Annotated in this window: 22 protein-coding genes and 1 tRNA gene; 20 read left to right on the top strand and 3 right to left on the bottom strand. The window is 55.7% G+C overall.

Annotated elements, in window-relative coordinates; genetic code table 11:
• Positions 1 to 108 precede the first annotated feature (108 nt).
• From AB5Y84_RS15350 to AB5Y84_RS15255, 20 genes are all read left to right on the top strand, one after another.
• Positions 109 to 1140: an IS630-like element ISAhy2 family transposase gene (locus AB5Y84_RS15350; protein ID WP_001809438.1), complete on the top strand. Its 1032-nt coding sequence runs from the start codon at positions 109 to 111 to the stop codon at positions 1138 to 1140.
• A gap of 347 nt (positions 1141 to 1487) precedes the next feature.
• Positions 1488 to 1562: transfer RNA gene (locus tag AB5Y84_RS15345), tRNA-Pro, on the top strand.
• Between the two features lie 226 nt (positions 1563 to 1788).
• Positions 1789 to 2007, top strand: a complete 219-nt coding sequence (locus AB5Y84_RS15340) for a hypothetical protein (protein ID WP_368177300.1) — start codon at positions 1789 to 1791, stop codon at positions 2005 to 2007.
• 508 nt (positions 2008 to 2515) lie between these two features.
• Positions 2516 to 3250, top strand: coding sequence for a class I SAM-dependent methyltransferase (locus AB5Y84_RS15335; protein WP_368177299.1), 735 nt, complete (start codon positions 2516 to 2518; stop codon positions 3248 to 3250).
• 88 nt (positions 3251 to 3338) lie between these two features.
• Complete coding sequence (locus AB5Y84_RS15330) at positions 3339 to 3530, top strand: PA3496 family putative envelope integrity protein (protein WP_279458729.1); 192 nt, start codon at positions 3339 to 3341, stop codon at positions 3528 to 3530.
• A 67-nt stretch (positions 3531 to 3597) separates the two neighbouring features.
• The gene (locus AB5Y84_RS15325) at positions 3598 to 5007 is read left to right on the top strand and encodes a PD-(D/E)XK nuclease-like domain-containing protein (RefSeq protein WP_368177298.1); all 1410 of its coding nucleotides are present in this window, start codon (positions 3598 to 3600) and stop codon (positions 5005 to 5007) included.
• A gap of 77 nt (positions 5008 to 5084) precedes the next feature.
• The gene (locus AB5Y84_RS15320; RefSeq protein ID WP_368177297.1) at positions 5085 to 6074 is read left to right on the top strand and encodes a RecT family recombinase; all 990 of its coding nucleotides are present in this window, start codon (positions 5085 to 5087) and stop codon (positions 6072 to 6074) included.
• Between the two features lie 67 nt (positions 6075 to 6141).
• Positions 6142 to 6726: an MT-A70 family methyltransferase gene (locus tag AB5Y84_RS15315; protein ID WP_368177296.1), complete on the top strand. Its 585-nt coding sequence runs from the start codon at positions 6142 to 6144 to the stop codon at positions 6724 to 6726.
• A gap of 58 nt (positions 6727 to 6784) precedes the next feature.
• Positions 6785 to 6961, top strand: coding sequence for a hypothetical protein (locus tag AB5Y84_RS15310; RefSeq protein WP_368177295.1), 177 nt, complete (start codon positions 6785 to 6787; stop codon positions 6959 to 6961).
• 21 nt (positions 6962 to 6982) lie between these two features.
• Positions 6983 to 7894 carry a recombination-associated protein RdgC gene (gene rdgC / locus AB5Y84_RS15305; protein ID WP_368177294.1) on the top strand — a complete coding sequence of 304 codons (912 nt, stop codon included), beginning with the start codon at positions 6983 to 6985 and terminating at the stop codon, positions 7892 to 7894.
• On the top strand, positions 7891 to 8172 hold the full coding sequence (locus AB5Y84_RS15300; protein WP_139401719.1) for a hypothetical protein: 282 nt from the start codon (positions 7891 to 7893) through the stop codon (positions 8170 to 8172). The genes rdgC and AB5Y84_RS15300 overlap by 4 nt, the downstream gene beginning before the upstream one ends.
• Positions 8169 to 9050, top strand: coding sequence for a hypothetical protein (locus tag AB5Y84_RS15295; RefSeq protein ID WP_368177293.1), 882 nt, complete (start codon positions 8169 to 8171; stop codon positions 9048 to 9050). Before AB5Y84_RS15300 ends, AB5Y84_RS15295 begins: the two co-directional genes overlap by 4 nt.
• A 175-nt stretch (positions 9051 to 9225) precedes the next feature.
• Complete coding sequence (locus AB5Y84_RS15290) at positions 9226 to 9438, top strand: hypothetical protein (protein WP_368177292.1); 213 nt, start codon at positions 9226 to 9228, stop codon at positions 9436 to 9438.
• A gap of 2 nt (positions 9439 to 9440) precedes the next feature.
• Entirely contained in the window at positions 9441 to 9785 is a 345-nt protein-coding gene (locus AB5Y84_RS15285; RefSeq protein WP_368177291.1) for a hypothetical protein, read from the top strand.
• Between the two features lie 445 nt (positions 9786 to 10230).
• A complete protein-coding gene (locus AB5Y84_RS15280) occupies positions 10231 to 10692 on the top strand; it encodes a GIY-YIG nuclease family protein (protein ID WP_368177290.1) in 462 nt (153 codons plus the stop codon).
• Positions 10693 to 10829: 137 nt separating this feature from the next.
• Positions 10830 to 11261, top strand: a complete 432-nt coding sequence (locus AB5Y84_RS15275; RefSeq protein WP_368177289.1) for a hypothetical protein — start codon at positions 10830 to 10832, stop codon at positions 11259 to 11261.
• A gap of 5 nt (positions 11262 to 11266) precedes the next feature.
• A complete protein-coding gene (locus AB5Y84_RS15270) occupies positions 11267 to 11401 on the top strand; it encodes a hypothetical protein (protein WP_258228712.1) in 135 nt (44 codons plus the stop codon).
• A complete protein-coding gene (locus AB5Y84_RS15265; protein ID WP_368177288.1) occupies positions 11380 to 11658 on the top strand; it encodes a DUF3596 domain-containing protein in 279 nt (92 codons plus the stop codon). The genes AB5Y84_RS15270 and AB5Y84_RS15265 overlap by 22 nt, the downstream gene beginning before the upstream one ends.
• Positions 11655 to 12632: a tyrosine-type recombinase/integrase gene (locus tag AB5Y84_RS15260; RefSeq protein ID WP_368177287.1), complete on the top strand. Its 978-nt coding sequence runs from the start codon at positions 11655 to 11657 to the stop codon at positions 12630 to 12632. The genes AB5Y84_RS15265 and AB5Y84_RS15260 overlap by 4 nt, the downstream gene beginning before the upstream one ends.
• 62 nt (positions 12633 to 12694) lie before the next feature.
• Positions 12695 to 14287, top strand: coding sequence for an ABC-F family ATPase (locus AB5Y84_RS15255; RefSeq protein ID WP_005336974.1), 1593 nt, complete (start codon positions 12695 to 12697; stop codon positions 14285 to 14287).
• A gap of 208 nt (positions 14288 to 14495) precedes the next feature.
• Here the strand turns inward: AB5Y84_RS15255 and ppiD are convergent, their stop codons facing one another.
• The 3 genes from ppiD to lon all read right to left on the bottom strand — a co-directional run bounded on the left by ppiD (position 14496) and on the right by lon (position 19427).
• Positions 14496 to 16409 carry a peptidylprolyl isomerase gene (gene ppiD / locus AB5Y84_RS15250; RefSeq protein WP_368177286.1) on the bottom strand — a complete coding sequence of 638 codons (1914 nt, stop codon included), beginning with the start codon at positions 16407 to 16409 and terminating at the stop codon, positions 14496 to 14498.
• Between the two features lie 150 nt (positions 16410 to 16559).
• Positions 16560 to 16832: a nucleoid-associated protein HU-beta gene (hupB, locus tag AB5Y84_RS15245; RefSeq protein WP_005315375.1), complete on the bottom strand. Its 273-nt coding sequence runs from the start codon at positions 16830 to 16832 to the stop codon at positions 16560 to 16562.
• 240 nt (positions 16833 to 17072) lie between these two features.
• Positions 17073 to 19427, bottom strand: coding sequence for an endopeptidase La (gene lon, locus AB5Y84_RS15240; protein WP_005336976.1), 2355 nt, complete (start codon positions 19425 to 19427; stop codon positions 17073 to 17075).
• Positions 19428 to 19469 lie beyond the last annotated feature (42 nt).

The following is a 19469-nucleotide window of genomic DNA, read 5'->3' as shown; positions in this document are numbered from 1 at the left end:
TAAATAGCTGTTCCGAATAGTAGATCACCGGAGGAAGGGAACTCAGTCCAGTTTGTGCGATCTGATTAGTCGCTAAACAAAACAAGCCACACCCAAAGGACTGAGTTGATGCCTATCCTACCACCTCTGCCACGACCACAACGGCGCCGCATTCACAAAATCATCCATGCCACCCGTGATAAAGGACATGCTCGTCGCTTGATGGCCATCTTGCTGTTACATGAAGGACGCACGATCACCGATGTTCATCACCTTACCGGCGCTGCGCGCTCGACCATCGGTCGTTGGCTTCGGTGGTATCGAGATGAAGGCATAGATGCGCTAGAAGCCTTACCGGCTGGCCGTGCCCCAGTCTTACCTATCGCCAAGATTGTCACCTTACTGGTGCTGCTCATGCAGTTTTCTCCGCAAGATTTTGGTTATCAGCGCAGCCGTTGGTGTACTGAACTATTGGCTATAAAAATCAATCGGTTAACAGGGCTCAATGTGGCAGCCTCCACGCTCCGCCGATGGTTACCTCGTATGGGCATTGTCTGGCGCAGGCCCGTGCCGACCTTGCGGATAAAAGACCCAGCCTATCAGGAAAAAATGGCGAATATCGACGCCGCGCTGGCCCGCTGTGATGCCGATAATCCGGTGTTTTATGAGGATGAAGTCGATATAGACCTCAATCCCAAATTAGGAGCCGACTGGATGTTCAGAGCGCAGCAAAAGCGGGTTGTCACACCGGGGCAGAATGCCAAGCATTATCTGGCAGGCGTTCTCCACGCAGGCAACGGAAGGGTACTTTACGTCAGCGGGATCAAGAAAAACTCATCGCTGTTTATTGCCATGCTGGAAAAGCTGCGCCACCACTACCGACGAGCCAAAACCATCACGTTGATCCTCGATAACTACATCATTCACAAAAGCAAACAGACCGAGCGATGGTTGAAGAAGAATCCCAAGTTCTGCCTGGTGTTCCAGCCAGTTTACAGCCCTTGGGTTAATCACATAGAACGGCTATGGCACAAGTTACATGAAACCATCACGCGCAATCATCAATGCAGAGGGATGGCAAACCTGCTGGCCCGAGTGAAACACTTCATGGATACCGTGTCTCCTTTCCCGGGGAATGGCTATGGCACAGCGAAGGTGTAGCACTATTGGGATCAGTTATTTAGTTCGTAGCAACATGCGTCGCGTGTTTATCCGAACCAAGCTTGCTGGAAGGTGAGCGCACAACTGGGATTGCATTGCGTGTGGTGGCGTGACCACGTTAAACAACGTTCCGGATCAAGCGTTATTCCTGAAAGGAAGGATGAGCTCAAGGAAAACAGTGCAATCCACAGTTGTGGTGAAGATGGGAAGGTCTTTGCGCTAACCGGCATTCGTAGGGATGCCCCCTAGACCTCGGCCGGTGTCAGACCCGGCCACCACAACAAACCGACAGGGCGACAGCCTTTAACTGGATGCCAGCTGTCGCCGGATCAGGTAACCGGCAACATCGGAGATTAGGCAAGCGGTATGCCACCTCATTTGGGATGAGGGCTTCACAGGTTCGATACCTGTATCTCCGACCAACTTAGACACTCGGCAATCAGGACCCCGCCCCTAACCAGGGCAGAAGTGAAAAGCGCCTGACCAGCGCGTAAGAACGACAAAGCCCGCACAGGGCGGGCTTTGAAGGACTAGGGTACCACCCCCAGTCAGAGAAAGCCGAGGGACCAACCCCGGCAATCAGGACCCCAACCAGTTGACCCGGTGGGAATTAGCGAGGACCAACTCGCCAACAGGAGTAAATGTACCATGACCAAGAGCATTTTTTCCAGAGCCGCGCATCACGCAGACCAGATCATCGCCACTATCGCTGACCACGTAAGCGGCAATAAAGCTCGCAGAGCACGCCTCCGCCGCCAGAAGTTGGCAGAAAAGCGCGCCATCGCCAATGAGCGACTGGGCCGCATCCCGAAAGGTCACAGAGCCATGCTGATCGCACGCATACAGTACCACATCGATTCCATCTGATTTCCCGGGTCTGGCGCTTCCCTCATAGCGCCGTAGCCAAAGCCTCTTTTTCAAGCACCTCAAGGATGCTTTGGCTTCGCTCACGCCAAATTCGGCTGAGCTCGCTCTTTAACAACTCGGAACCGGCTCACAACCACGAATCCCGATGCCGGTAGGGATGCGCCGATAACCCGTCAATTCGGAAAGCGGTGCGTGAACGTGAACGGCGGCCATTGGCAACAGTGGCCAGCCTGGAGCCCCTTTGCAACAGGGGGTTACAGGCTGACGGCAAGGCAAAACAGATCTAAAAACACATTAAAACAACAATTTTGTGGATGAACCAAGATCTGGTTGGATTGGTGATATGCTACTGGATGGGAGGTTAATGATGTGATTCATTATAAATCTGACAACATATCCAAGCATTTGATTTTACGTGTTTTTTATTTTTTGATTCTATTATGGATGTTGATTGCAAAATCGCGTTACTATACAGCAACTTACCATGTGAAATCAGCAAAGCACCACGATGTCCTACGCAGATATAACTTTCCTAGACAAAAACCCAATTAAAAGATGGCTTCAGGCTAAACGCCTTTTTTCTGCAATGAATTTATGCCGTCACCTATCACGTGAACCAGAAGTTATTTGCGATTTTGGTGCAGGTAACGGCGAGCTCATCAAGTTGTTAGCCATTCGTTACCCAAACGCCAAGCTAATTTGTTATGAGCCAACGCCAAGCCTACTAGAAGAGGCTAAGAATAACTTGAGTGATATTGCCAAGGTAGAGTTCTATCAAGATATCTCTGGTGTTGATCTTGGCTGTGTGGATATTGTTTTTTGCCTTGAGGTCTTCGAGCACTTGCCACCAGATGAAACCAATGACGCACTAAGCAAAATGTACGATTTACTAAAACAGGAAGGCGTTTTAATCATTGGAACTCCAGTAGAAATCGGCATACCAGCGCTCTACAAGGGAATATTCAGAATGCTGCGTAGATATGGCGAATTTGATGCAAACATCAAGAATGTGTGGCTTTCTTTTATAAAGCGCCCACCAAGTAAACGCCCTGTCGCCGAGATTGCGCCAAAGTTCAAATTTCACTTTGAACATATGGGATTTGATTTCCGCAGATTAAAGAAAATTATAAGCACACGCTTTTTGATTCGCGATGTGTCTACAAGTCCAATTTCATGGATTGGCACTTGGATAATGCCAGAAGTTTACTTCGTAGCGGAGAAAAATAGTAATCAAAAGCGGTAGCACTAGCCAAGAAAAACATAAAAAGTCACTAACAAAAAACCAGCCCTCGTGCTGGTTTTTTTGTTTTAACCACCACAGGACCACGACCATGAAACACCTGACCGAGGCCCAAGTAATGGGCTTTCGCGGCTCCATGCCGCCCCGCACTGAACACCGCTACAGCGTGAGCGTCGAACCCAGCGCAGCAGAACGCCGCAGCGCCCACGAACGCACCGCCACCCGCCGCGCCATCGAGGAGTACCACGAGAAGCGCGCCCTGCGACATGAGCTCGAACTGTAGTCGCGAAAGTTGAATACACGCTCCTTATGCAAGGGGCCGCAGATTGACCACCAGAGGACCAACCCCCATGAATGCACCAGCAAAAACCGAGATCGCCGAGCAGGTGATTGAAACCTTTATCCCTGTCGCACCCTGCATGTATAGCGACATCCCGAGCGATGTTTACCACGGCAGCGCGGGCGAATCGAAAAGCAGCCTGGATCTGGCGCTGATATCCGGCCAGCACTACCGCTACTACAAGATTGACGGCAACCAGCAGAAAGAAACTGTGCCGTTCCGCGAAGGCAAGATCCTGCACAAGATCGTGTTGGAGTTTGACGACTTCGAAAACGAATACGCCATCGAGCCGGTGTGGCCGGAAGATGCCTTTGTTGGCGCAGACCAGATGAAGGCGGCTATCGAAGAGTACAACGCCGGTCTCGAGAAGCGCCCAGAGCTGCAGGAGCTGGCTGATGCCATTGAAGCGTACAACGCCAAGTTGACCCCGCCCATCGAGCTGGGAGCCACTGTGGGCGATGCCGAGGCAGCATACTGCCAGCTACCAGAGAGCTTCCAGACGATCGGCGAAGATGACAAGCGCACCGCTACAGCGCTCAAGGCATGCGTCAAAGCCTACAACGATACGCTGACCAAGCCACTCAAGAGCAAGGGCAGCTATCAGGCCGTGCTCGAGAACTACGCCAAGATTGGCGCCAAAGAGCTGGAGCGAGCAGAGCGCATTGCCACGCTGCCGGATCCCCTTCCACTCAGCGGCACCAAAGCGGAAATGGCAGAGCGGATCCGCACCTTCAATCCTGACGCGAAATTCCTCGACGAGCTGAAAGAGCAGTTCCGCGAGCAAGCTGGCGACAAGGTGATCGTGACCAATAACGAATACATCCACGCCCTGCGCTACCGCGAAGCTGTCCTGAATCATCCGGAGGCAGCCGTGCTGCTGGATGAGGGCGAGGCAGAGACCAGTATCTACTGGAACCACCCAGAAACGGGGGAGCTGCTGAAATGCCGACCTGACTGGAAACGCCCGGATCATGTGCTGGTTGACCTGAAATTTGTACGCAACGCCAGCGAAGCGGCATTTGCCCGCGATGGATCGGCCCACAACTACCACATTCAGGACGCCCACTACACCGACGGCTATGAAGCGGTAACCGGCCACCCGGCCAGCTTCGTGTTTATCGCGGTAGAGAAGGACGGCCCCCTTGGTCATGACGTCTACAAGCCCATCATGGTCGGCGTCTACTTCTACGAGCAGGAGGATCGGCGCCGCGGCCTTGAGCTGCGCGATATGGCAGTGCGCAACATCGTCACCTGGCGCAAGGCGAATTACTACCCGGGCCACGATGGCATGGGCGAAATCAACGTGCCGCAGTACCAGGCGGCAGCAGAGCGCCACCGAATCAACAACGAAGAGCCATTCACCCCCGCCATGATCAGTCATGAGCCGGTGGCCGAAGAACTCCCAGACAGCCTCTTCTAAGGAACATCGACATGGAAAATACAGTAGCAACCCAGAGCGCGGCCCCGGTATTGGCCAATGAGCGCGGTCAGGCAAACATGCTGAGCCTGATGATGAATGTGGATTTCATGGCGAGCATCGACAAGATGGCAGCCATGATGGCCAGCGGCAAGGCCACCGTACCGCAACATCTGCGCGGCAATCAGGCCGACTGCTTTGCCATCTGCTTGCAAGCGGTGCAGTGGGGTATGAACCCCTTCCCTGTGGCGCAAAAAACCCACCTTGTCAACGGAACGCTCGGTTATGAGGCCCAACTTGTCAACGCCGTAGTGGTCAACTCCGGCGTCATCAAGGGGCGCTTTGACTATGAGTTTTTCGGGCCGTGGGAGCGCGTCATCGGCAAGTTCAAAGAGGTCCAGAGCAAGGATCCAGATAAGAAATGGGCCGTTTACCGGGTGCCAGACTGGAGCTTTGCTGATGAGAAAGGTTGCGGGGTAAAGGTCATTGCCGCGCTGGCTAACGGCCAGGTGCGCGAGGTTGAGCTGCTGCTGCAGCAGGCGCGCACCCGCAACTCGACGCTGTGGGCCGACGATCCGAAGCAACAGTTGGCCTATCTTGGCGTAAAACGCTGGGCTCGTCTCTACACCCCTGACGTGATCCTCGGCGTTTACTCCGTCGAAGAGCTGGAAGAGCGCGAAATCAACCCTGATTTTACGCCGACCGGCCCGGATGGCGGCAACAAGTCTGCCACCGAAAACCTCGCTGAGAGAGCCGCAGCCAAGCGGGCGCAGCAGCAGGCAGAGGCAAGCAAGGGGACTGTCATCGAGGGGCAGGCGGAAAGCGTCATTGAGCAGCCGCATAGCGAACCCGAGCCGGTAGTGCCGGATGTTGACCCAGAGATTGCTGATCAGCTCGCAGATGCCCTATTCAAGCTCGACATCGCCGAGTCAGCAACTGAGTTGCGCTCAGCGCTGTCTGTCATTACTGAAATGGGTGACAAGCTGAACAAAGAGCAGAAGGCCCAGGCGAACGAAATCTATCGCACCAACATTGCGCGCCTTGGCCTCGATAAGAAGCGAGCCACCTAACCAACCAACTAGCCCCGCCACCAACGGGGCTTTCTCTTTCCCAACAGGACCCGAACCAGGAGGCGTCATGAAGATTGATATCAGCAGCACCAGCCGCAAGTACCGGGTGATCTACGCCGACCCGGCATGGCAATTCAAATCGAAGAAGTCAGGCGGCTCAATGAAAAGCGGGGCCGCGCAGGTGTATACCGTCACCGCGATAGAGGACATGAAGGCGCTGCCAGTGGCAAAGTTGGCAGAAGATAACTGCATGCTGGTCATGTGGTCGGTCGGCAGCATGCCACAAGAGGCCATAGACCTGTGCAAAGCCTGGGGATTCCGTGTCATGACCATGACTGGATTCGTATGGGAGAAGCGCACCGTAAACGACAACCCGCACTTTGGCATGGGGTGGGCAACGCGAGCTGGCGCCGAGTGCGCCCTGATTGGCATCAAGGGCAAAATCAGCAAGCTGGTAGTAGACAAGACCGTGCGCTCTGTCATTCGAGCCAAGGTTGGTCGCCATAGTGAGAAGCCTCACGAGTTCCGCGAAGCGATAGAGAAGTTGTGCGGTGATGTCCCGCGCATCGAGCTGTTTGCCCGCTCATACCACCAAGGGTGGGACTGCTGGGGCAATGAGGCACCATCAACACCAGAGCAGTCCGCGGCCTGATACCCACCAGTTACTAACCGTCTCCATCACAGTTTCTGTTGATAAGTCGAGGAACCCCATGAAAGACACAGATAACCCCTACTGCGGCGCGGTAGTCATCGGGTTGGGCGTCGTCATGCCCCACCCCAAGCTGCGCGGCAAGTTTGTACTGCCGGGGGGGACCATCTGCAGCCGGTCACGAGCCGAGGCGGCCGCCAAGAAAATCCACGACCTGCTGGCAAAAGCCCGCAACTAACCAACCAAAAGGACCCCGACCATGTGGTTTAAAAACCTTCAAGTTTACCGCTTCACCCGCCCGTTCGAGTTGACCGTTGAACGGCTGGAAACCCAGCTGGAAGCCTGCGCCTTCACCCCCTGCGGCAGCCAGGATATGTCCCGCTTCGGCTGGACTCGCCCTCTAGGCAAGTTCGGCAGCACCCTGACCCACTCCGCCAACGGCCAGATCCTCATCTGTGCTCGCAAGGAGGAGAAGATGTTGCCATCTACCGTTGTCAAAGAGCAGCTGGCCGAGAAAGTAGAGGCGATCGAGTTCGAGCAGGGTCGCCCCCTCAAGAAGAAAGAGAAGGAAGCGCTCAAAGAGGAGTTGCTGCATACCCTGCTGCCCCGCGCATTCAGCCGCACCGCCAACACCTACGCGTGGATCAACCCGGCAGACGGCCTGCTGATGGTCGATGCCCCCTCAGCCAAGAAGGCAGACGACGTGCTGGCACTGCTGCGCAAGTCCATCGGCAGCCTGCCGGTGGTGCCTGTGGCGCTCAAGAACCCGCCAGAAATCACCATGACCGAGTGGCTGCAACAGGGCAACCTGCCGGCCTCCTTCACCCTGGAAGATGAATCCGAGCTGCGCAGCGCCGTGGAGCACGGCGGGATCGCCCGCTTCAAGCAGCAGGATCTGATGACCGACGAGGTAAAAAACCACCTCGCCAACGATAAGTTGGTCACCAAGCTTGCCCTCTGCTGGGGCGAGAGCATCAGCTTCGTGCTGGGTGATGACCTCTCCATCAAGCGCCTCAAGTTCAGCGAGGATCTGCGCGAGCAGAACGACGACATCACCAGCGAAGATCCGGCAGCCCGTCTGGACGCCGACTTTGCACTGGTGACCGGTGAGCTGTCCCAGTTTATCCAGGCCCTGTTTGCCGCCTTGGGTGGCGAGGAGGCTCCGCTATGAGCAAATCTGCGGCACGTATGCAGTTGGGATTCTCCCCGCTGAGCAAGACCATTCAGCTGGCAAAGATGCGGGACATAAATGGTGGCCGTCAGCGCGTTGGTAACGACCCTGGTCGTGATGTCACCAACGAGGCCGCCCAGATGGTATGGCAACTCGTCATGGCTGAAGGTGGCGAAATCGCGTGGGATCTAGATGACGGAAGCAAGATGGTGCTTACGGCTGAGAAGGTTGAGCCGAAGGCAGAGAGCGCAACTGAGTCACAAGGTGGTGCAGCATGACCGAACACACCAAGGGCCTTCTGGCCCTTTTTCGTAACGGCCAGTCGGTAGGCTCTTCCGATGGCTACGGCGTCTGTGAACTCTGGCCCCGCAGTGATGAAGGCTTTCCCAACTGCGAAGGCAAGGAAAACGGCCGCCGCATCGTCGCCTGCTGGAACCTGCTGGACGGCTACTCCACCGAGGAGCTGGAGGGCGTGACGCTGGCCGAGTTCGTGGCCAAGCGCGCCGAGCTGGCAAACAAGCGCGAGCAGGAGCTGGCCGAGCAGCTTGCGGACGCAACTCGCCAGTGCAGGGTAATGGCTGAGTTGCTGCGGGAGGCAATCGGCGAAGTTCCGCAAACGCAGTCATTCCCATCACGGTGCGACGCGGCGCTGGCTGGCAAACTTCCAGACCGACAAGACACCGAATGGACTGATGCCGCCACCTCACCGGTCGCCGCTGACTACCGCGAGCTGCAGGAGCAGCACGACCAGCTGCAGAGCCGACTCAAGGGGGTGCTGGACACGCTCAAGCTCGCCCTCCCCTATGTGGAGGATGCTATCGAGTACGCGCCGAGCCAGCAGGTTTCCGAGGGGCACAAGATTTTTGCGGCCCATATCACGGCAGCCCTGACAGGCGATTGCGAAGAGCTGTTCGCCATGATGCAGGAGCATAATCCGGCTGACGCGCTGGTGCTGATGTCTGACATTGCATCCCTCCAGCGCTACACCCTTGGCGGGCACTGCGATTCCTTCGGTCAGGACTGCGGCGCAGAAATGGAGCAAGACGACGAGGGTGAATACATCCTGCTTGCCGAGGCCCTGACATTGCCTGCCGCAGCAATACCATCAGGAGGTGAGCCGTGCGCTATCGCAAGCCCATCATCCAGCCCGGCCTAACCCGGGAAGAAGCCGCCGACGCCAGGGAGCGATACCTACGCATCAACCCCGGCGCCAAAGTCACCATCGACAGCCAGCCAGATAACCCCCAGCTCAAGACCCTGATAGCCCACCTCCCGGTGCTGCCATTCGGCAAGGTCTGCGAGCCCGGCTTTATGGGTTATAGGGGGTGGCGATGCTGACTGACCCCAACAAGCAGGCGGCTCTCGAGCGCGCCCTGCACCAGATAGCCCAACTACAGGCCAGCCAACCAACTGGCCTTTCTATTTCCAATGAGTCCCACTCCGGCTTTCGCTGCAAGAGCATCGAGCGCGAGCACGGCAGCGATGTGTACCGCGCCCAGTGCCCCTACGTCGGGATCTCGATCAGCATGAAGGATGTGAAATAACGATGAGAATCAATCTGAAAGGTAATGGCGACGTGACTATCGACGGAAGAACGTTCACCGGCCGCAGCGTCACCATCGTCAATGACAAATTGGTTGTGGATGGCGTGGAGCAGGATGGCCAGCTGGTCGGTCCCGTATCAGTCACCGTCAACGGTGATGCCGATGTGGTGGATAACCCGACCGGCACGGTAACGGTAACCGGCGCAGTAGGCACCATCAAAACCATGTCTGGCGATGTGCACTGCAAGGATGTGTCTGGCTCGGTTTCCACCAAGTCCGGTGATGTTACATGCGGCAGCATTGGCGGATCCGCTTCCACCATATCTGGCGATATCAGTCGCCGCTAAGCCACTACTGCAGCGGCTCGCCGAGCAGCTGCCCATAGGAGCTGTAATGAACAAACAAAAGGTGGCCGGGATCGCAATCCTGGCCATTAACATTCTGGCCGTCATCGTGGCGGCCGACCTGTTTGTGAAGGGGTGAGTATGTGCAACTGCCAGACAATGGCGCGCGACCTATCCGAAACGCTCGGCGGGCGATTTCCGCCGAGCCCCCATAGGCCGAAGTGTGAGGACTTCAAGCAACTGGAGTTCGCCTGCATCAAGTTCGATAACGCCAGCTTTATCGTGCCGACGGATGAGCGTGATGGGGAGTTTGATTACATCAACGCATATTCATCAGCCTAACATTTTCAATCTTTTTGATTACTACGACTGGGGCGTGTATGGTTCATTTACGTGACTAAATAGTCAAAGATAATGTGTTACCAAATTTATACCAAAGGAGCCCAACATGAGCACACTTGCCTTTCCAGGAAACTGGATATACATCTTAATAACCTCGTCAAACTACACCCGCTGCAAGATTGGGTATACTAGGGGGAATGTACTTAGTCGATATAGACATTTACTTACTGCAGATCCAGGTCTATCAATTCATGTCGCTTACCACATACCAGAACATTTTGGAGAAATCAGTAAGATAGAGGCTGAGTGCCACAGAGCTTTTCAAGAAAAAAGAATGAAAAATATTCATGGAGGTCAGACTGAATGGTTTAATATGGATGCGAACATAGCCGAATATCTCATTGATAGCATGTTGAATGAAATCTGCGGGCAGGAGCCTTATTTATATTCAAATCAGGTGAACGAGCTTTGTAAGTTATATCAAGACGACATCTTAATGAAATTTAATCCAAAGCCCTACGAAGATCCATTTTGTCAGTTTATAATGAACACTCTTAATAATAATTAATTACGACACTGCCTACCAGTTAAAATAAGCATCTTTTCAGGCTCGGCCGTTGCCATGGTTATTTATGAACCTAAGGATTAGCGGCCCTTCCTTCAATCCCATTGGCGCCCCATCCTCAAGGACAGGAGGGCCACGCCATGCAACAGCTACAACTCATCGACCAGAGCAGCCAACTGCTGGACGATCTGGTTAATACCGTACTCTCCCCCACCCTGTCCCAATCGGCCAAGCTCGCCGAGATCGGCCGTATCCTGGCGCACTTCGATCTGCCTATCGAAGCGCCCCGGGTTGCTGGCCAGCTCTGGAGCGCCACCGAACTGGGCAAGGAGCTGGGGGTGAGCGCGCAAGCCATCGGCAGGCTGGCCAACCAGCACAACCTGAAAACCACCGAACTGGGGGAATACCGCCTTGACCAGGCGGCCAACTCCCGCAAGCAAGTTCAAACCTTTTACTACAACCAGCTCGGGCGTCACCGGCTCGAGTCTCTTTTAACCGCGAGGACCACATGCAAGGAAATTACATCTACCCGTGCGCAAGATGGGCAAGGCCACGTCTTTTTGAAGCGCTGACAGGTATGACCGAAAAGGCAGCAGAGGGGCGCCGCCTTAAGGGGGAGTGGCCGGAAGGAATAATCTGGAAATATGGTCCTGATGGTCAGGTTCGCTACAGCATCGAGGAGTACGACAAATGGGTCGAGTCAGCGCAATAGATAACCAAGCCTCTCTGGTTGCCGGGCTGACTGGCGTTGAAGTGCACGGCAACAAGCTCCGGATCTGTTTCAGCTATAAGGGGCGCCGGTGTAGAGAGGTGTTGGACATCCCCATCACCAAGGCAAACGTCAAATTCGCGACTAACAAGCTCGCTGCGATCAAGCACGAGATTGCGCTTGGCAGCTTTGATATGCAAAGCACTTCCCCAACTCCAAAGCGCTGGCCCGCCTGGGTGTGCGCGCAACCACCAGAATGACGCTTTCAGAAGCAGCCGCCGCCTTCGTTGAGAGCGCGGGGCCAACGGTAGGCATATCGACAAAGCGCTCATATCGAAGCGCGTTCAAAAGGATGACCGAGTTTCTCGGCAGAGATTTGCCAATAGCTGACTTGCTGCCTATGCATATTGAAAGGCTGCGTAACCACTTGCTCACAGACTGCAAGCCAAGAACCGTGAGAACCTATCTTGGCCATGCCGGAAACCTGTTGGGTTGGGCTGCGCGAAATGAGCTGATAGAGCGAGAGTTTGACGTGCGTGTGGCAGCTGCCAGACTGACCACCGAGAAGAGCGCGGATCCTTTCGAGCATTGGGAGTTCCAAAGGCTGCTAGATGTAACAACCAACCAGCAGTTTAAGAACATATTGCTGGTTCTCGCCTACACAGGGATCCGCCCTGGTGAGCTGAGAGCTCTGAGCTGGGGCGACATCGATTTTGAAAATAAGCTCCTGCATGTTCGCAGAAACCTCACTCAGCAAAAGATGCAGTTCAAGCTCCCGAAGACAAACAAGACAAGAACAGTTCACCTTTTGCCCCCGGCCCTAAGCGCTCTGCAGGATCAATTCAAGATAACTGGGGCACTTTTGGACGCAGAGATTGACATGCACCTACCAGGTGGCATGATCGTGCGCCAAACATTGCGCCCCGTATTCCGACCAACCAAAGTTGTGCCGGACAGGCCGCCTTTTTACTCTGGTGTCTTCCTGGTGGCCCCATGGCAGGCAGCAATCAAGAAATCTGGGGTTCGTTATCGCAGGGCCTATCAACTGAGGCATACCTATGCCAGTTGGAACATCACCGCTCACGGAAACCTTGCGTTCATAGCTGAACAGATGGGTCACAACTCTGCAAAAATGTTGCAAGAGGTCTATGGAAAATGGATTGAGTCGGCCAGTCAAAGTGAGGTCGAGTCGATCTGGAGTTCGATGCAAAAAAATGGGCATTTGCCCCAATAGCGCCCCAGAGTTTTCAACCAGTGCAGCAATGCGCTGATAATTAAGGAATTTTTTAACACACTATGCTTAGTAGCAACAACATCACCATGCAGTTCGGCGCCAAGCCGCTGTTTGAGAACATCAACGTCAAGTTTGGCGGCGGCAACCGCTATGGCCTTATCGGCGCCAACGGCTGTGGCAAGTCCACCTTTATGAAGATCCTCGGCGGTGATCTGGAGCCCACTGGCGGTAATGTGAGCCTGGACGTCAACGAGCGCATCGGTAAGCTGCGTCAGGATCAGTTCGCCTACGAAGATATGCGTGTACTGGACGTGGTCATGATGGGTCACACCGAGCTGTGGGCGGCCATCGCCGAGCGCGATGCCATCTACGCCAACCTCGAAGCCACCGACGACGACTACATGAAGGCCGCCGAGCTGGAAGGTCTGGTCGCCGAGTATGACGGCTATACCGCCGAGTCCCGCGCAGGTGAACTGCTGCTGGGTGCCGGTATTCCCATCGAGCAGCACAACGGCCCGATGAGCGAAGTGGCCCCGGGCTGGAAACTGCGGGTGCTGCTGGCACAGGCCCTCTTCTCCAACCCTGACATCCTGCTGCTGGACGAACCGACCAACAACCTGGATATCAACACCATTCGCTGGCTGGAGCAGGTGCTCAACGAACGTGAAAGCACCATGATCATCATCTCTCACGACCGTCACTTCCTGAACTCCGTCTGTACCCACATGGCGGATCTGGACTACGGCGAGCTGCGCGTCTACCCGGGCAACTACGATGACTACATGCTGGCCGCCACTCAGGCACGCGAGCGTCTGCTGGCCGACAACGCCAAGAAGAAGGCCCAGATCGCCGATCTGCAATCCTTCGTCTCCCGTTTCAGTGCCAACGCCTCCAAGTCCAGCCAGGCGACCTCCCGCCTCAAGCAGATCGACAAGATCAAAATTGAGGAAGTGAAGGTCTCCAGCCGTCAGAACCCCTTCATCCGCTTCGAGCAGGAGAAGAAGCTCTACCGCAACATTCTGGAGATCGAAGGCCTGTCCAAAGGTTATGGCGAGGCGCCCCTGTTCAAGGGCCTCAACATGATGCTGGAAGTGGGTGAGAAGGTTGCCATTCTGGGTACCAACGGTATCGGTAAATCGACCCTGATCAAGACGCTGGTCGGCGATTTGGCACCGGATACCGGCACCATCAAGTGGTCCGAGAATGCCCAGATCGGTTACTACGCCCAGGATCACGCCGAAGATTTCGACACCGATCTCAACGTGTTCGACTGGATGGCCCAGTGGAAACAGGATAACGAAGACGAGCAGGCTGTGCGCTCCGTATTGGGTCGTCTGCTCTTCTCCCAGGACGACATCAAGAAGCCGGTTAAGGTGCTCTCCGGTGGTGAACAGGGCCGCATGCTGTTCGGCAAGCTGATGATGCAGCGCCCCAACATCCTGATCATGGATGAGCCGACCAACCACCTGGACATGGAATCTATCGAATCCTTGAACCTGGCACTCGAGATGTATAAGGGCACCCTGATCTTCGTCTCCCACGACCGCGAATTCGTCTCCTCTCTGGCGACCCGAATTCTGGAGCTGAGCGAAGATGGTATCCGCGACTTCGGCGGCACCTACGAGGATTACCTGCGCACCCAGGGCGTGGTATAACCCCGCTCCTGCGCAAGTGCGCAATGCAAAACCGGCACTCAGGTGCCGGTTTTTTTATATCCCGTATTTGGACGACTGATATGGCGTATAACAGTGGTGTGACTGCACGCCACAGAGTAGAGAGCAGAGCTTAAATATCCCCCTCTTGCCCACAGATAAAAAAACGGCTCCATCACGGAGCCGTTTTCAATGGGGTGCGCAGTGCCGATTACTCGACGGTCGCTTCCACACTGGTGAAGTACTCGATCTTGGCCACTTTACGCAGCTCGTCGATCAGAGACTTGTAATCCACCTGGGCTTTGCCCTGACCCAGCTGAGCTTGCAGCATGGCAGCCATACCGGATGCGGCGGCAGGGACGTTGACCTTGTCCAGCGCAACCACAACGCGGTCACCATTGGTCTCGGCAACCAGAGCCACGCTCGGCTTGCCGTCGATCGGATGGGGCAGCGTGAACGCCTGGGCAATCAGGTTCTGATCAAGCTCGCGATCGAAGCGGGCAACCCCTTTGTGGGTCTCCACTTTCAGACCGAGTGCAGTCAGATCGGCTGTGATGCTCTCACCGACCTTCAGCTTGTCCAGCAGGCCCTGGGCCTTGCCACGGGCCACTTCGCTAGCCTTGTCATGCTTGATGGCGGCAATCACCTGCTCTTTCACCTCGGCCAGCGGCTTGACCGCTTTGGGCTTGTGACCAGTGATGTGCAGCACCAGCGCCTTGCCGTCAGCCAGCTCGATCACGTCGGAGTTGGTGTTGTCATCGCGCAGCTGTTCGGAGAACGCTACGGAGAGCACCTTGGGATCGTTCAGCGGAGCCGGAGCAGTCGCTTGGGTGAAGAAATCGGAAGATTGAACCTTCATCCCCATGGCATCAGCGGTCAGGTCCAGCGAGTCCGGGTTTTCGAAGCTGTTGTCAGCCATCTTCTGCTGCTCGGCGAAGAATTTCTCCTTGGCCTTGTCAGCTTGCAGACGAGTGATGGTCTCTTCTTTCACATCGGCAAACGGCTTGGTCTGGGCTGCTTCAACCCCCAGCAGCTTGATGATGTGGAAACCGAACGGGCTCTTCACCACGCCGGAGAGATCGCCAGCCTTGTTCAGGGCGAACGCGGCTTTCTCGAAGGCCGGATCCATCACCCCTTTCTCGAACCAGTCCAGCTCGCCGCCTTTTTTGGCAGAGAAGGTATCGGAAGAGTCAGCCTTGGCCAGCGCAGCAAAATCATCACCCGCCTTGGCTTTGGCCAGCACGGCTTCTGCTTTCTGTTCGGCCGCTTTCTCATCCTTGCCAAACGGGATCAGGATATGAGCCACATGGCGACGCTCGGCACGCTGGAACAGATCCTGGTGCTGATCGTAGTAATCCTGGGCATCCTGCTCGGTGACCTTGATATCCTTGGCGAGGTTGGCGGCGTCCAGCAGCAGATAGTCGACCTTGACCTGCTCGTCGTTCATGAAACGGGCGCCATTGGTCTTGTAGTACTGCTCCAGCTCGTTGTCGGAGACCTGAACATCAGCCATGTAGTTGGCGGCAGCCAGACGTACCAGACGCAGATCGCGAGTCTGGTTGTAGAGCTTGTCGAGCTGCTCCGCTTCACCCTTGAGGGAGAATTCGGTGCCCAGCAGGGCGCTCATCAACTGTTGACGCACCATGTCCTGACGCAGGGAGTCACGGAACATTTCAGGAGTCATGCCGGCACGACGGATCAGTTGCAGATAGCGGTCATTGTTGAACTTGCCGTTCTCGGCAAACTCCGGCATGGCCACGATGGCTTGCTTGATCTGTTCATCGCTGATGCGCAGACCCAGTTCACGGGCCTTGCTGTCCAGCAGCGCCTGATCGATCAGGCGATCCAGCACACCGCGACGGAACTGTTTCATGTAATCGGGGTTCGCGGCCAGCTGGCTGAATGCCTCTCCCATCTGGGATTCCATGCGGGCGCGCTCGTTACGGTAGGCATTTTCCAGTGCCGCAGCACTGATCTCGGTGCCATTGACGGTGGCGGGGGCGGTACGGGCCGGGCCGTTCAGGTAACTACCTACACCAGCCAAGGCAAAGGAGAGGATGATCAGGCCCAAGATAACCTTGGCTACCTTGCCCTGCGCCCCTTCGCGTAGTTTATCCAACATCATGTTTGTACTTATGCTCCCGAACTCGATGGGCGTAAACAATAAAAAGGCGCACCGATTGCGATGCGCCTTGGTCAATCAGTATGAGAGAAGACTCTCTAACTTGTCTGGTCTGCGACCAAGGACGGTAGCCGACGGATATCAGCGACCGACTTAGTTAACAGCGTCTTTCAGGGCCTTACCGGCTTTGAAGGCAGGAACTTTACCAGCAGCGATTTCGATGGTCGCGCCAGTCTGCGGGTTACGGCCTGAACGGGCAGCACGCTCGCGTACAGCGAAAGTACCGAAACCAACCAGAGCAACCTGGTCGCCCTCTTTCAGCGCTTCACCAACAGCATCAATGAAGGCATCCAACGCACGGCCAGCGGCAGCTTTGGAGATATCGGCACCGTCTGCAATCTTGTCAATCAGTTGAGATTTATTCACTCTTATATTCCCCTTTTATCGAACACCGCTGCGGCGCTGATTTCCCTGGCCACAACAAGTGGAGGTTTTATAGCAAGCCTCCTGATCAGTTGCAAGTGACAATCTGGCGCAAACCCGCGCCACACAACGCATTGCGACTCATCACGAGTACCCGATCGGTGGTCAAGGCTACTTCCGTTATCGGGCGCATGCAAGCCTTAACCACCCGCCGAATGCGCCAAATTTGCGGCGCATCAACATTTACACGACAGAAACGCGCTCAAACCCCTGTGGATTGTCCTGCAACGCCAATTCCAGCACCTCGTCAATCCAGCGAACCGGATAAATTTCAAGGTCTTGTTTGACGTTTGCCGGGATCTCCTCAAGGTCACGCTCGTTCTCTTTCGGAATAAGCACTCGCTTGATGCCGCCACGGTGGGCTGCCAGCAACTTCTCCTTGAGACCACCGATGGGCAGCACTTCGCCGCGCAAGGTGATCTCCCCTGTCATCGCCACATCAGCACGAACCGGATTACCGGTCAAGCTGGAGACCAGGGCGGTACACATGGCGATACCGGCGCTCGGACCATCTTTCGGGGTTGCCCCTTCCGGTACGTGCACGTGGATATCGCGCTTCTCGTAGAAGTCGGCGTTGATGCGCAGCTTCTCGGCACGGGCTCGTACGACCGTCATGGCCGCCTGGATGGACTCCTGCATCACGTCACCGAGAGAACCGGTATAAGTGAGCTTACCCTTGCCCGGCATGTTGGTGGTCTCGATGGTGAGCAGGTCGCCCCCCACTTCGGTCCACGCCAGACCACACACCTGACCCACTTGATTCTGGTCGGTGGCCTTGCCGTAATCGAAACGCTGCACCCCGAGGAACTCCTTGAGGTTCTCCTGATTGACCTGAACATGCTTGATGCTCTTGTCCAGCAGGATACGCTTGACCGCCTTGCGACAAATCTTGGAGATCTCGCGCTCCAGACTCCGCACCCCCGCCTCGCGGGTGTAGTAACGGATCACTCCAACCAGGGCAGAATCTTCGATGGTGATCTCGGACTCTTTCAGGCCATTGCGCTGGATCTGCTTGGCAACCAGATGCTGCTTGGCAATGTTGAGCTTCTCATCTTCGGTGTAACCGGAGAGGCGGATCACTTCCATCCGGTCCAGCAAGGGGCCCGGGATGTTCATGGAGTTGGAAGTAGCCACGAACATCACGTCCGACAGGTCATAATCCACTTCCAGATAGTGATCGTTGAAGCTGTTGTTCTGTTCCGGATCCAGCACTTCCAGCAAGGCGGATGCGGGATCGCCACGCATGTCCGAGCTCATCTTGTCGATCTCGTCGAGCAGGAACAGCGGGTTCTTCACGCCGACTTTCGCCATCTTCTGGATGAGTTTGCCGGGCATGGAACCGATATAGGTACGGCGGTGACCGCGGATCTCCGCTTCGTCACGCACCCCACCCAAGGCCATCCGCACATATTTGCGGCCTGTCGCCTTGGCGATGGATTGGCCCAGCGAGGTCTTGCCCACACCGGGAGGCCCAACCAGACAGAGGATGGGGCCCTTGAGCTTGTTCACCCGTGCCTGTACCGCCAGATATTCGAGGATGCGATCCTTGACCTTCTCGAGGCCATAGTGATCGGCATCCAGCACCTCTTGCGCCTTGCCAAGGTCTTTTTTGACCTTGGAGCGCGCCTTCCAGGGCACCTGTACCATCCAGTCCACATAGCTGCGAACCACGGTAGCCTCGGCGGACATGGGAGACATCATCTTCAGCTTGGCAAGCTCGGCCTGGGCCTTTTCACGGGCATCTTCCGGCATGCCAGCCTCTTCAATCTTACGATTGAGGGCTTCAAACTCATCCGGGCTATCTTCCAGCTCACCCAGCTCTTTCTGGATGGCCTTCATCTGCTCGTTGAGGTAATACTCGCGCTGGCTCTTTTCCATCTGCTTCTTGACGCGAGTACGGATGCGCTTCTCGACCTGCAGCAGGTCAATTTCCGACTCCATCATCGCCATCAGGAATTCGATGCGCTCGGAGACCGAGACGATCTCCAGCACCTTCTGCTTGTCTTCCAGCTTGAGCGGCATGTGGGCCGCCATGGTGTCAGCCAGACGCGCAGCATCGTCGATCGCCGAGATCGAGGTCAGTACCTCGGGCGGGATCTTCTTGTTGAGCTTGATATAGCCTTCAAACTGGCCGATGGCGGAGCGAACCAGTACTTCCTGATCCTTCTCCTCAATGGCTTGGGAGGGGATGTACTGGGCCTCGCAGACAAAGAAATCCTTGTCGTCAATCATCCGCTCCAGGCGGGCACGCTGTCCCCCCTCTACCAGCACCTTGACGGTGCCGTCCGGCAGCTTGAGCATCTGCAGAATATTGGCCACTGTCCCGACGGTGAAGATCTCCTCCACCGTTGGCTCATCGGTTGACGCATCCTTCTGGGCCACCAGCAGAACTTTCTTGTCCTGCTCCATGGCCGCTTCCAGACAGCGAATGGATTTTTCCCGCCCCACAAAGAGTGGAATGACCATGTGGGGATAAACCACCACGTCACGAAGAGGCAGGACGGGAATCTCGATGCGTTCTGAACGCTCTAGGTTCATATATGTCCTCTCGGCTTGTTATACCGTTGGCAAAGCGCTTGG

Source organism: Aeromonas sp. s11 (assembly GCF_040907945.1).
In the GTDB taxonomy this organism is placed as follows: domain Bacteria; phylum Pseudomonadota; class Gammaproteobacteria; order Enterobacterales; family Aeromonadaceae; genus Aeromonas; species Aeromonas veronii.
This window is presented reverse-complemented; position numbering and strand designations above follow the sequence as displayed.